The following is a 13,201-nucleotide window of genomic DNA, read 5'->3' as shown; positions in this document are numbered from 1 at the left end:
CCACTCCGCGCAGGCACGTCACTCAAACTGAACGGGGGAAATCGGTGAGGCTTGTCCTACGAAGAATCACCAGTGCTTCCACGGCGACGCTGGTCGCCGGCGTGGCGACGCTGGGGTTGGGAACGCCGGCACGGGCAGCACCCGGCGACGCGACCGCCCGCGGTGTCGTCGTCGACCTGTCCGCCGAGGTGGGCGGCGTCGCCGTGATCACCGCCGACGCCGTCGTCGGCACGGCCACCGCGCCGGCCGCCGGTGGTACCGACACCGAGACGCTGCTGGCCGTCTCGATACCCGGAGCGCTCGGGGTGACCGCCAGCGGCACCGTCGAGGAGGTCACCGCCACCCGGGCGGCGGGCACGTCGTCGGCATCCGCCAGCGTCAACGGCCTCAACCTGACCGTGCTCGGTGTCGACGTGCTGGACGCCACCGAGGTCACCGCCACGGCGACGTGCCCGCAGGTCGGCGCGACCAGCGCGGACACCACGCTCGTCGGGCTGGAGCTGTTCGGCTCGGCGGTGACCCTGACCGCGAACGCGCCCGCCGTCGTCGGTAGCGCGGCCGTGGTCGTGCCGGGGCTGGTAGGGGCGAGCCTGAACGCGTCACTGACCCGCGTCGAGACGACCACCGCCACCGGTGCCACCGCGATCACCGTGCGGGCCACCCTCACTCTGTCGGGCACCGTCCTCGGTGTCCCGACAACCATCCCCGTCGGAACCGTGATCGTGTCCGAGGCCACCTGCGAGCGTCCGCCGGCGGCACCCACGACCGCGACGATCACGCCCGACGAGGGCCCGCAGTCCGGCGGCCAGAGCGTGACGATCACCGGCGCGGGCTTCATTCCGGGCGGCACCACCGTCACCTTCGACGGCGTGCCGGCAACCGGTGTGACGGTGGCACCAGGCGGTGCCTCTCTGACGGCGGTCACCCCGCCCGGTGCGATCGGCCCCGCGTCGGTAGTGGTCAGCACGGTGAACGGCACCGCGCCGCCGCTGGGCTACACGTACCTGCCCGACGGCAGCGCGGCCGTCATCACCGGTCTCACGCCCACCTCCGGGCCGACCGTCGGTGGCACGACGGTGACGATCACCGGCACCGGCTTCACCGGTGCAGCCGGCGTGGACTTCGACGGGCTGCCCGGCACAGGGTTCACTGTCAACCCGGCCGGCACCACCATCACCGTGGTGACCCCGCCGAACCCGGAGGGACCGGCCCTGGTCGAGCTCGTCTTCCCGGCCGGCCGGGTAACCGCACCACCATTCACGTACGTCGCGCCGACGATCACCTCGATCGTGCCGAACACCGGCCCGACCACCGGCGGCACGACGGTGACGATCACCGGCACCGGCCTCACCGGCGCCACCGGCGTCACCTTCGGCGACACGCCGGGCACCAATCTTGTCGTGGACCCGAGCGGCACCTCGCTGACCGTGGTCACACCTCCCGGGCAGGTGGGACCGGTGGACGTGACAGTGCTCATCCCGGGCGCGAACGCGACCGCACCGAACGGTTTCACCTACGTCGCGGCACCGCCGACCACCACGTCGATCACGCCCAACGCGGGCCCGCAGTCGGGCGGTCAGACGGTGACGATCACCGGCACCGGCTTCGTCCCAGGTGACACGACCGTCACCTTCGACGGCGCGCCGGCAACCAACGTCACTGTCAACCCGAACGGCACGTCGCTGACGGCGGTCACCCCGCCTGGCGCGGTCGGTCCGGCGGTGGTCGTGGTGAGCACCGGCGGCGGTACGGCCGCACCGCTGGACTACACCTACCTCCCTGACGGCAGCGGCGCCACCGTGACCGGGCTGACGCCGACGACCGGACCGACCTCGGGTGGCACCACTGTCACCATCACCGGGACCGGCTTCACCGGGACGACCGGAGTGACCTTCGACGGGGTGCCCGGCACCGGGTTCACCGTCAACCCGGCCGGCACCACGATCACCGTCGTGACCCCGCCGAACACGGCCGGGCCCGCGGACGTGCGACTGGTGTTCCCCGCGGGCACCGCCACCGCGCCACCATTCACGTACGTAGCGCCGACGATCACCTCGATCGTGCCGAACACCGGCCCGACCACCGGTGGTACGACGGTGACGATCACCGGTACCGGCCTCACCGGTGCCACCGGCGTCACCTTCGGCAATACGCCCGGTACCAACCTCGTCGTCAACCCGAACGGCACCTCGCTGACCGTCGTCACCCCACCCGGCCTGGCCGGCCCGGTGGACGTGACCGTACAGCTGCCTGGTGACGACGTCACCGAACCGGACGGGTTCACCTACGAGACTGCCCCACCGCGCATCGACACGGTCAGCCCGGGGCAGGGGCCGACCGGTGGCGGCACGACAGTGACGGTCGGTGGTTCCGGGTTCGTCCCGGGCGCGACCGTGGTCACCATCTGCGGAAAGACCATCCCGGCCACCCAGGTCACCGTGGCGGCGGGCGGTCGCTCGTTGACCTTCCGTACGCCGCCCTGCCCGGCCGGTACCACCACGGTCGTCGTGAGCACCGATGGTGGAACCTCCAACGGGCTGGCATTCCGCTACGTCCCGCGGAGCCTGCCGGTGACCGGTGACACCATCGCCGCGCCGCTGACGGTCGGGGCGATGCTGGCCCTTCTCGGCAGCGTTCTCGTGCTGTTCAGCCGGCGCCGCCGCGCTGGTCGAATCGACTGACCGATAGTCCCGGCCAGGGCCCCGACCGGGTCCTGGCCGGGCTCGCCTTGGCCGTCGGCGATGCCGGCGTCGGACGGCTTGATCGTCATGGAAAGCTGCCCGAGTGCCCTGGGAAGCCGCGACGCCACCTCGTCCGCCATCGACGCCTGTCGACCTGACACCGGTCGACCGCTCGCACCGGGCGCTGCTGAGCAATCTTGGTCAGCTGTATCGACATGACCTGTCGGAGGCCTACGGTCATCTCCCCAACGACGATGGCACGTTCAACGACCGACCGCTCGACCGGCTTCTCGCCGGCGTCGACCCGCAGAGCCGGGCCTGGTTGATCACGGCGGCCGGTCGGACAGCGGGCTTTGTGATGACGACCCCGGCCGAGGGCGGGATGTCGGTCGCCAGCTTCTTCGTTGTCCGCGCGCTGCGCCGCACCGGCGTCGGTCGCGCCGCCGCCGTTCACGTGATCTCCCTGTTCCCCGGTCGGTGGTGGATCGGCTTTCAGCGTTACAACCCCGGCGTCGAAGCGTTCTGGTCGACGGTCGCGACCCAGGTCAGTGGGACCACGTGGGAGATCTACGACGGCCCCACCGCCGAGACACGACCCCCTGACACGTTCATCAGCTTCACCACCTCCGCATAGTTTAGGAACGATCATTCTTGACTGGTCGTTCCTCAATCACTAGTGTTTGGGACGTGGGACGCCCCAGGGGTTTCGACGAAGAAGCCGTGACGGCCGCGGCGGCGGAGTTGTTCGCCGGTCGCGCCTACGACGGGGTGTCCGTCGACGATCTCGTCCACCAACTGGGGGTGCACCGCAACAGTCTGTACAAAACCTTCGGCAGCAAACGAGGTCTGTATCTCGCCGCTCTACGGTGGCACCTCGATCACCGACTACCGCCGCTGACCGAGCAACTCGCCGCTGGCGCGAACGTCGCCGACAACCCCGCGCTCGACCTGCTGCTGCTCGCCGCGGTCGAGCGCGCCCCCAGCGACGTCGAGGTGGCGGCCCTGGTGTCCAAGGCGTGGCAGGAACTCGACCAGGCCCTGCACCGGGCGCCGGGGCCCCTCGCCGGCGGCCTTCCCTCGACCGCGTTGAACACGCTGCTGGGCGAACGGCTGCGAGCCCGTGCCGCCATGGGGTCGACCGACCCTTCGTAACCCAACCTCCGCGACCAACCCCGCCCGGCGCCGCACGCGCCGATGCCCCACCACGCCCTGCGGCCGGCGCTGCCGGGCTGACGAAAGGACCTGTGTCATGGCCAACGTCCTCATCGACGGCGACGATCTCGTCGTGCAGATCGAAGGTATGGACAGGTTGTGGTCGCTCAAGAGCCGTCTCGTCATCCCGTTGGCAAACGTCCGCGGAGCCACCGCCGACCCGGGTATCGCCGCCGAACCCAAGGGCTTGCGGGCACCGGGGACGAATGTGCCCGGTGTGATCACGGCCGGCACCTTCCACCAGGACGGTGAGTCCGTCTTCTGGAACATTCGTGACGGTTCGCGGGCCGTCGTCATCGAACTCGCCGACGAACAGTACGCCCGCCTGGTCGTGGAGGTCGTCGACCCGGCCGCCACGGTCGCCCTGATCGAGCAGGCGGTCCCGCGATGAAAGCGCTCGCCCGGATCGCACGCGGGGTCGCGGTCGGCACCGTCCTGGTCGGGAGCATCGTCGCCAGCGCCCTTCCCGCCACCGCCGCGCAGGCCATGCCAGCCGCGCCGGCCGCGGACCACGAGGTCACCTTCACAGTGGACGGCACCGTCACGTACGGCACCCTGCACGTCCCCGCCCACCGCCGGGGGCAGAAGATGCCGGCCGTGTTGTTGCTGCCCGGCAGCGGTCCCACCGACCGCAACGGCGACCAGCCGCCCGCGCTCACCCCGCACACCCTGGCCAAACTCGCCAACACGTTGGCGCGCGACGGCATCATCAGCCTGCGCTTCGACAAGTACGGCACGGGCCGGACCGGGTTGGGCGCCTACGCCGGAAGACCCGAGACGATCGACTATCCCGCGTTCGTCCGCCAAGCCGATGCCGCGTACCGGCTTCTCGCCGGCCAGCCCGAGGTCAACCGGCGAGCGGTACGCCTCATCGGTCACAGCGAGGGCGCGCTGACGGCACTGCGGGTCGCGGTCACCGCCGAACCCCGTACGGCCGGGGTCGGTCTGTTGCAGCCCCTGGCAAGGCGGTTCCTCGACGTGCTCGCCCAGCAGCTGCACGACCAACTCGCCGCCGCCGTCGCCGCCGGCCAGATGACCCGGTCGGACCAACTCACCATCGGGCGTGCCGTCGACCGGGCCGTTGCCGATCTCCGCGCCCACCGTCCGCTCGACACCACCGCGATGCCGCCCGCGCTCGCCGACCTCTTCCGCGCGCTCGGCGGACCCAGCCGGCGCTTCGTGGAATCCATAGACGCCGTCGACCCCGCCTCGGTCGCCTACCAGCTGCCCCCTGGAACTCCTGCCCTGCTCACCTGCGGAACCATCGACCCGCAGGTGCCGTGCCGCACGACCACGTCGCTGGCAGTGGCACTGGAACGGGCGCACACCAGCGGGCCCGGCCGAATCGTGCTGCCCGGCGTGGCTCACGACCTGACCGACCCCGCACATCCGGACGTGCTCGCCCCGCCGACACTCGACGCACTGCGTCAGTTCATGAGATGCGGTACCAGGTAGACAAGGCCCCTGATCGACGAAGTGTGATCCGAAGGGCCGTCCGCTCGACCGTGACGCGGCACAGGGCGGACGGCCTGCACACTGGAGGCGTGATCAGACTGCGGTTGTACAAGGCCCGCGAACGGCAGCGAGTCATCGATCCTGCCGATCTCGACGTCACCTACTTCGCAGTAGACCCCGAGACCAAACCGGTCTTCGAGCACACCGGCGTCATGGTGTGGGTCAGCGACCCCGACCACTGCCGGGTCGAGCGGCGCGGCGGCGGTCGGGATCTTCACCTGGTCGAATCCGGCACGAACGTCCTGCCCCGCGCCCGTGGCCTGGAGATCCTGCGTGCGCCCGACGCGGACTACCGCTGGGTGCACAGCCTGGACTGGCGCTGGGGCGCAGGTGAATACCTCGACCGCGACCGTGTCGGGGCGATCGTCGACCGAGCCATCGACATGGAACCGTGGGCAGTGGCGCCGGAAGGCCCGGCTGGCCTGGTGCACCTGTCCTACCTGATGTGGTTCCACAACGGAGCTATGGCGAACGGTGCCGCTTGGCCGCTGGATGCCTGCACCGCCGAGCAGATCGTCGCGTTCATCGCGGCGGCAAACTACTTCGAGCTCAACGACATCGCCGACCTGATCGGCCGCCTCGCGCCAGACGACGCACTCAGCCACGAGTACTGGGATCTCAGCAGCTCGTTCGGGGACGCCTCGCTGATCCGCGACGCGCTCCGCTGCAAACTCGTCGAGGCGCCGGGAGACTGGGGCGGCCTGTAGGCCCCTGATCGTCCAGTTCATGGCCCGGGAGTAGGAGGCCAATGACCGGTGCGGGCGACCGTTGCAGCTAACCTGCGGCGGCCTCGCGTTGGATCTGCTCGAATTGAGCGGCCATCGCAGCGGCCAGGGCCTGCGCGGCGGACAGCGGACGAACCATGACCGTGAAGTCATCGATCAAGCCGCTGTCGTCCAGGTGCAGGAAGTCACAACCCTCGATGGCCACGTCGCCTATCCGCGCCTCGAAAACCAGCGCGTGGTCGCGGCCACCCTCGCCGCTCAGCTCACGGACATACCGGAAGTCCTCGAAGACCCGCAGCACACCCCGCAGGATCGCTGCGGTGATTGCCTTGCCCGGATAGGGCTTGAACGCCACCGGGCTGCGAAACACCACGTTGTCGGCCAGGGCCGCCTCAAGGGCATCGCTGTCGCGTGCTTCCACCGCCGCACGAAAGTCGATCACCACCCCAGCGTACGGGTGTCGCCCTGCCCGCCCATCGTCGCGCACGGCGCGTGCGCGCTGTGACGCTGTGTTCGGCGATCGCATGCGATGTCGTCAGCCACAAGGAGCCGGCTCAGTCTGGTCGGGATGTCGAGCGTGGTGAGGTGGCCCTTACCCATCGCATGTACCAGGATCGGCCGTCGGCGAGTAGCCGGTCAGTGCGTGCGGGAAGCAGCCCGTATTGACACCTCGGGCGCTCCGAAGAGAGAGTGGGCATGGGGCCTGTTCAGCGCGATGTCGCTGGGATTCGAGTTTCAGCTATCGGGGTACGTGTCAACGCCAGCACAGCACGGTGCGATTCAGCCCGAGCCTGTGGTTCGGCCGAACTCGGGCAGGGCCCTGCGCCACACGAATGCGCGGCTGGCCTCCAAGACGTGTCTTGCATCGACACGGACTATGACACGTCACGCAGAACGCGACCGAGTGCGGCGTCGACCTGCCGCCGGCCGTATGTGTTGACCAGGGTCAGGTAGTACAAGGCAGGCCCGGCTGGCGTCCAATTGTTCCGTCTGTCAGATCGCAGCAGATAGCGAAGCGTCACATCGGGCTTCAACGGTACATAGTCAATCGCCCGATGCTCCCAGCCGTCCCCGACACCTCTGGATACGTGGGCCTCGAAGTCCGCACGAGACATCGCGCTGAGGCGGGCGAGGAACATGACGCCCCACTGCGAAAGAGACGTAGCGAGATGAAAGGCCAGTAGGCGGAGTTCGTACTGATCATCTTCGACGTTGATTTCTTCCCGCATGCCGCGACGAGCAGCGCTGAAGAGGTCCGGAGGTCTTCCTTCGACGGAATCCTTGTCCGGGGACAGCGACTCGTTGACCGATGGCGCCCACATGTCCTGGCCGGTCGCCGTCCGCGCGCTTCGACGTGACACGACGAGCCAGTTGTCCGCGGTAACGACTGCGACGTTCATTCCGAAGCTCGAGCGCATGAAGTCAGGGATCTGCCCCGGTTGCCGCCCGTCGACGTAAAGGCTTCTCGGTGTTGCGCCGCCGACGAGTCTACGGTCGAGGCGTTGAGTCGCGAGGAAGGTGTAGTAGTCGGAGTGCTTCAAGATCAAAGTTACATCCGGTTGCTCATGAGGCCCGACGCGAGAGATGACCAGATCCTCGACGGCGTACATCGCCCCATTCCAGGCCGACTCTTCGCCATTGCTTCTGCGGCGCTCTTGCTCGGCAGCTATCTCGGCTCTCCAACGCGCCATCTCCTCAGGTAGTTGGACGTCGACCGGGTTGACCAACACGCTGACGCGCTCCGGCTCGAGGACGTGCGTCCCGTCGCCCTCAAGGATGACGCAGGGAGCATGCAATGGACCGAGGCGGAACTCTCGGCCCAGGGCCAGCGGCACAGCGGACCTGGTGATCAATTGCCGAAGCCGCCGCACGCCCCACCAAAGCAATTTCTTGAGAGGATCCTCGAAGAGAACGCCAAAGATCAGGCCGACGGCGGCGCCCGAGATCAGTCCGCCGGGGACGGATGACAGCCAGCTCGCCAACGACTTCCTCCAACCTTCGAGGAAAACACTGGTCTCACCTTACGGGCACGAGGCAACCGCCAGGCCATCGACTACAGCCACGGGGCGACCGATGAATTCCTGACACTAGGCACGGCGTGACTCGGCGCGCGGCGACAACCCTCACGCCGGGCAGAAACTCAGAGAAGCACTTAATGCACGTAAGGCATTCGCGATGACGACACGTTGATAGGTGACACGTGACTTGTCGACCCTGCCGGCTACAACGCAGGGCCGCCGCGCCTCGTCCTTGAGGGAAAGTAAGTTCAGCCCGTGCACGTCGGCGCAGTAGACGAAACGGTCGCCCGTCGCCATGGGGAGGCTGGAGGCATTGGTGCGTGACCTCGCGGGCGGAGCGCAGACCTACGGCGGTGAGCTTGCCGACACCAGGCGCTGCCAGGTCGATGGTCCCGAATCGTTCGATGAGATCGGCCCGCAATCCCCGGCCGCGTCATGGGTATCTCCTCGCTGTCCGACGCGAGGATCCGGCGGCGACGCGCCGCAGGCCGGGCAGGGCAATGCCGACCGCCGCCCCGACCAGACTGGGCCGTAACGGCTGACGCGAACAACCAGCCCACGCCACCCCAACACTCGCATGTGGCTCCCCCAACCAGCACGCGGAGCCGTATCCGACGGCAGGATCTCGTCGGGTGAGCCAGCCGACGGCCCTACGGAGCAGGGCGCGAACGATCTGCTTGTCGTGAACGGATCGGAACGACTTTTGCCTCCTGGCCCTGCCACATCAGGTAGCCCTCCACGAAGCCGGTATTCCGGTCACCGGTGTGTGTCTCAATCTCGTTGAGTCGCGCCACGAGAAATTCGGTCAGGGCGCTGATCCGGTCGTCAAGTCGCTCTTGTATCTCGGCGACGACGGTAAGGACTAGCGCACAGCTGACAGTGCTGATGGCGACCAGGTTGACACTCAGAGGAAGCGGGTCACCCTTCAGTACGATGGCCAGCACGTTTCCACTTAGGCACAGTGCCACGGTGAGTGCCGCCACCACAATCGCCCACCACTTCACGGCGCCCACGAGGCTCGACGATGCTCGGTAGGGCCTTGCCTCCGTCCGCCGCCGAGGAGCCCTGGTTGCCTCCTCTCGGGCTCGATCTACGATGTGCTGTGCTTCAAGGCGGGCTTTCGCGACGGTCGCAGCGGCTTGTTGGTGCGCCTCCTTCCGGTGCTCATCTGCCTCTTGGCGGGCATGCGCTCGGATGGATTCGGCGTCCCGCCGCGCCGCCTCCCCGGGTAGGTCCGCCGGGACACCAATGTTCTGTTGGATTGGCATACTCGCCGTAAGGCCCCGCCCGACACCAAGACTGGCCGAGCGTTGGTCTTGTGGCAGGCTGGCAACCCTCCCCGCGGCAGCCTGCTTGATGCTCTCTCGTCGCCTGACAAGTTCTCCGTCCCGCAGGCGGGAGGCCACAATCTCGTCGGCGAGGTTACGAACCTCCCGAGCCAGCTCATCAAGACTCTCGGCCTGCGGCTCGACCGGCTCCAGGTGGCTTTCGTCGGTCACCGGGTCTCCTCTCTCTGGCCGCCGTCGTCCTGCGGGGTGATCTTCCGATCGCGCTCTTGCTCCATGGCCAACTCGAGTCGGAGCCGTTCCCTGGCAAGTTGGAGGAGCTTGCGGACGTTGGCATGGTTCTTGCCCAGCTTGGCAGCAATCTCATCCGTGCTCAGACCGTCGAAGTTGTACGCCATGACCGCGCGTTGATGCAGCGGGAGGCGGGCCAGGTGTTGGATCACCCACTCCTTTTCCTCCCAATCGGTCAGGGTCACATCGTTGACGCCTGTCGGGGTGACGTGGCCACCACGAGTCGTGCGGTCCAGGCGCTCTTTCTCCCGCTTCTTGATCTTGCGAAGTCTGTTCAAGACCGCCTTGGTTGAGTACGCCCAGGGGTTGGTCACGGTTCCCCATTGACTAAACAGGTAAGCCATGACCTCACCCACAAAGTCTTCTGCCTCCTCCGTGGTAGCCCCGGCGAAGAGGGCCGCTCGCAGGAGAGATGGATAGGCGCTCTCGAAGAACAGGTCGTAGTCGCCTGCCACAGCCACAGGTTCGTCGGCATGTGGCGATGGTTGCGCCTCGACCGAGCCCTCGTCCGCTCGAGCCACGTGCGACCTTCCCCTCTGTCGTCGATGACTCCCCATGGGAGTTAGGTCTGCGAGGCTTGCGAACCGTGAAGAGTTTCGTCCCAGCTTTCCGGGCGGCCGGCCGGCGCTGGCCCATTCCGATCTCGCGCATCACCCTCCTACCGGTACGCGATCACGATCAGGCTGGCGAGCAGCACCGCCGACACCGCGGCGATCAGCGTTACTGGCAGGCTGACCGTAGCTAGATAGACCCCGCCGACGCCGGCCAGAATCCCGTGGGTCACAGCGAGCAGACTCCTGGCACTCAGGCGGCTGCCACCACTCGGCCGACCGCTCTGAAGAAGCGAGCCTGCGTCTGTGGTGCCGGATACTGCCTCTTCCGCGTTCCGATCCAAGGTAGACATCTCCCTAACGGTGTGAGCAACCCCTGTCGCCCCACAGTTCAAGGTCCCCAGAGCCGGCAGGATGTGAAGGCTCGACCTGGCCCGTACTGAACTTTGGAGACGTAGCAGCAAGAGTCGGGCGCCGTTGACTCGGAGCCAGGTAAGCGCAATCCTGTGGAAGCGCTCCCATCGTCGAGCTTCTATCCGAAAGGAATGCTCGTGCGTCCCACCACCGCTCTCCTCCCGGTCGTGCTCGCCACGGCCCTCGGCGGTCTGGTCTTACCGGAGCCCGCCCTGGCCGTAGCCGGCCCGGCGCTGGCCGTGGACACCACCGCCGCCCGGCACCAGATCAGTCCGTACATCTACGGCATGAACTTCGCCGACGAAGCCCTCGCCCGCGATCTGCGGCTTCCGGTGCACCGGTACGGCGGCAACGCCACCACCCGCTACAACTTCCGTGCCGACACCACCAACCGCGCGGCGGACTGGTACTTCGAGAACATCCCCAACGACAACCCGAGCCCGGAAGACCTCCCGGCGGGCTCGGAGTCCGACCGGTTCGTGCGGCAGAACAAGGCCACCGGCGCCGCCACTGTCATGACGATGCCGATGCTCGGCTGGATCGCCAAGGACCGGTCACGGGCATGTGGCTTCAGCGTCGCCAAGTACGGCCCGCAGGAGTCCACCGACCAGTGGGCGCCGGACTGCGGCAACGGCAAGAAGCCGGACGGGTCGCTGGTCACCGGCAACGATCCGGCGGACACCAGCATCGCCGTCGGTCCGGAGTACGCCACCGACTTCGTCAACCACCTCAAGGGACAGTTCGGCGCCGCCGCCGACGGCGGAGTCCAGTTCTACAACCTGGACAACGAGCCGGACCTTTGGCACTCCACCCACCGCGACGTCCGCCCGACCGGACTGGGCTACGACGAGCTCCGCGACCGCACCTACGAGTACGCCGCCGCGATCAAGGCCGCCGACCCCGGCGCGAAGACGCTCGGTCCCGTCGGCTGGGGCCTGAACTCGATCTTCTTCTCGGGCCTGGACCAGGACACCTGCTCGCGCACCGGCTGCTGGTCGAACCCGCCGGACAAGGCCGCGCACGGCGGCCAGGACCTCGGCCCCTGGTACCTCGACCGGATGCGCGAGTACGAGCAGCAGCACGGCACGCGCATCCTCGACTACTTCGACGTCCACCTCTACCCGCAGCAGTCCGGCGTGCTCGGCGACGCAGCCGGCGACGCCGCCACCCAGGCGCTGCGACTGCGCTCGACCCGCCAACTCTGGGACCCGACGTACGTGGACGAGAGCTGGATCAACCAGCCGGTCCGGTACATCCCGCGCCTGCGCGAGCTGGTCGACCAGCACTACCCGGGCACAAAGATCGCGATGACCGAATACAACTGGGGCGGCTACGGGTCGCTCAACGGCGCTCTCGCCCAGGCCGACGTCCTCGGCATCTTCGGCCGCGAAGGGCTCGACCTGGCGACCCTCTGGACCGCTCCGACGACCGACCAGCCGGTGGCCAACGCCTTCCGCATCTACCGCAACTACGACGGCAACGGCGGCGCGTTCGGCGAGACCTCCGTCCGGGCCACCAGCGCCGACCAGGGCAAACTGGCGGTGTACGCGGCCGAGCGAAGCGCCGACAGGGCGCTCACAATGGTCGTGGTCAACAAGACCGGTGACGACCTGACCAGTTCGGTCGCGCTCACCGGCGCGTCCGCCAGCACCGCCCAGGTCTACCGCTACAGCGGGGCCAACCTCGCCGGTGTCGTCCGGGAGGCCGATCAGCCGGTGACCGCCGGCGGCCTCACGACCACCTTCCCGGCCAACTCGATCACCCACCTGGTGCTGCCGCGCGGCACCACGCCGGGCGACACCCAGGCGCCGACCGTCCCGGGTAAGCCGACCGCGGGCACGATCACCAGTGACAGCGTCGCGCTGACCTGGGCACCGTCCACCGACGACACCGCCGTCGCCGGGTACGACGTGCACCGGGTCGACGCCGCCGGCACCGTGAAGGTGGGCAGCGCCACCGGCACCACGTACACCGTGACCGGGTTGACGCCGGACACCCCGTACACCTTCGTGGTGACCGCCCGTGACGCGGCGGGCAACGTCTCGGCGGCCTCGCCCGGCCTGAGCGTGCGGACCGCGCCCACCGCGCCGACCGGCGGCTGCACGGTCGCCTACACGGCCAATAGTTGGCCCGGCGGCTTCACCGCGAGCGTGACGATCAAGAACACCGGCACCACCGCGATCGACGGCTGGAAACTCGCCTTCGACTTCCCGACCGCCGGCCAGAAGGTCGACCAGGGCTGGTCGGCCACCTGGAAGCAGAACGGAACGAGCGTCACCGCGGACAGCATGAGCTGGAACGGCAAACTCGCCCCCGGCGCGTCGACCGGCATCGGCTTCAACGGCACGTGGAGCGGCACCAACCCGGCACCGACCGCCTTCACCCTCAACGGCCAACGCTGCGGGTGACCTGAGAGAGGGCCGGGGCGCAGCGGCGCCTCGGCCCCTCCCGCTCTCGATCGGCGTCGGCTGCGGCGGAACGACCGCCTCGTCGCTGATCTGCCAGACT

At 68.2% G+C, this 13,201-nt stretch carries 12 protein-coding genes; 7 read left to right on the top strand and 5 right to left on the bottom strand.

The features are described from left to right. The first annotated feature begins 101 nt into the window (after window positions 1–101). From O3438_RS01630 to O3438_RS01605, 6 genes are all read left to right on the top strand, one after another. Window positions 102–2,681, top strand: coding sequence for an IPT/TIG domain-containing protein (locus O3438_RS01630; RefSeq protein WP_269678202.1), 2,580 nt, complete (start codon window positions 102–104; stop codon window positions 2,679–2,681). Between the two features lie 103 nt (window positions 2,682–2,784). Beyond that, window positions 2,785–3,315, top strand: coding sequence for a GNAT family N-acetyltransferase (locus tag O3438_RS01625; protein ID WP_269678201.1), 531 nt, complete (start codon window positions 2,785–2,787; stop codon window positions 3,313–3,315). A gap of 53 nt (window positions 3,316–3,368) precedes the next feature. Then, complete coding sequence (locus tag O3438_RS01620) at window positions 3,369–3,833, top strand: TetR/AcrR family transcriptional regulator (RefSeq protein ID WP_269678200.1); 465 nt, start codon at window positions 3,369–3,371, stop codon at window positions 3,831–3,833. A 97-nt stretch (window positions 3,834–3,930) separates the two neighbouring features. After that, window positions 3,931–4,284: a hypothetical protein gene (locus tag O3438_RS01615; RefSeq protein WP_269678199.1), complete on the top strand. Its 354-nt coding sequence runs from the start codon at window positions 3,931–3,933 to the stop codon at window positions 4,282–4,284. Next, entirely contained in the window at window positions 4,281–5,348 is a 1,068-nt protein-coding gene (locus tag O3438_RS01610; RefSeq protein WP_269678198.1) for an alpha/beta fold hydrolase, read from the top strand. The genes O3438_RS01615 and O3438_RS01610 overlap by 4 nt, the downstream gene beginning before the upstream one ends. A gap of 104 nt (window positions 5,349–5,452) precedes the next feature. Beyond that, a complete protein-coding gene (locus tag O3438_RS01605) occupies window positions 5,453–6,115 on the top strand; it encodes a hypothetical protein (RefSeq protein ID WP_269678197.1) in 663 nt (220 codons plus the stop codon). A 67-nt stretch (window positions 6,116–6,182) separates the two neighbouring features. On the opposite strand, the gene O3438_RS01600 is transcribed toward O3438_RS01605, so the two are convergent. The 5 genes from O3438_RS01600 to O3438_RS01580 form a co-directional block, all read right to left on the bottom strand. Further along, a complete protein-coding gene (locus O3438_RS01600) occupies window positions 6,183–6,575 on the bottom strand; it encodes a nuclear transport factor 2 family protein (RefSeq protein WP_269678196.1) in 393 nt (130 codons plus the stop codon). A 433-nt stretch (window positions 6,576–7,008) separates the two neighbouring features. Further along, the gene (locus O3438_RS01595) at window positions 7,009–8,115 is read right to left on the bottom strand and encodes a hypothetical protein (RefSeq protein ID WP_269678195.1); all 1,107 of its coding nucleotides are present in this window, start codon (window positions 8,113–8,115) and stop codon (window positions 7,009–7,011) included. A 686-nt stretch (window positions 8,116–8,801) separates the two neighbouring features. Further along, entirely contained in the window at window positions 8,802–9,155 is a 354-nt protein-coding gene (locus O3438_RS01590; RefSeq protein WP_269683543.1) for a hypothetical protein, read from the bottom strand. Between the two features lie 491 nt (window positions 9,156–9,646). Beyond that, entirely contained in the window at window positions 9,647–10,249 is a 603-nt protein-coding gene (locus O3438_RS01585; RefSeq protein ID WP_269678194.1) for an RNA polymerase sigma factor, read from the bottom strand. 137 nt (window positions 10,250–10,386) lie between these two features. Continuing rightward, on the bottom strand, window positions 10,387–10,512 hold the full coding sequence (locus O3438_RS01580; RefSeq protein ID WP_269678193.1) for a hypothetical protein: 126 nt from the start codon (window positions 10,510–10,512) through the stop codon (window positions 10,387–10,389). A gap of 318 nt (window positions 10,513–10,830) precedes the next feature. On the opposite strand from O3438_RS01580, the gene O3438_RS01575 reads away from it, so the two are divergent. Next, window positions 10,831–13,101 carry a glycoside hydrolase family 44 protein gene (locus tag O3438_RS01575; protein ID WP_269678192.1) on the top strand — a complete coding sequence of 757 codons (2,271 nt, stop codon included), beginning with the start codon at window positions 10,831–10,833 and terminating at the stop codon, window positions 13,099–13,101. Window positions 13,102–13,201 lie beyond the last annotated feature (100 nt).

It is taken from the genome of Micromonospora sp. WMMC250, from assembly GCF_027460215.1.
Taxonomy (GTDB): Bacteria; Actinomycetota; Actinomycetes; order Mycobacteriales; family Micromonosporaceae; genus Micromonospora; species Micromonospora taraxaci.
Note: the sequence above shows the minus strand (reverse complement) of the source record. Positions and strands in the feature narration are given on the sequence as shown.

What these genes read in the sequence shown, in the direction of transcription:
- O3438_RS01615 (WP_269678199.1), top strand. Translation starts at nt 3,931, where the DNA reads ATGGCCAACGTCCTCATCGACGGCGACGATCTCGTCGTGCAGATCGAA.
- O3438_RS01610 (WP_269678198.1), top strand. Translation starts at nt 4,281, where the DNA reads ATGAAAGCGCTCGCCCGGATCGCACGCGGGGTCGCGGTCGGCACCGTC.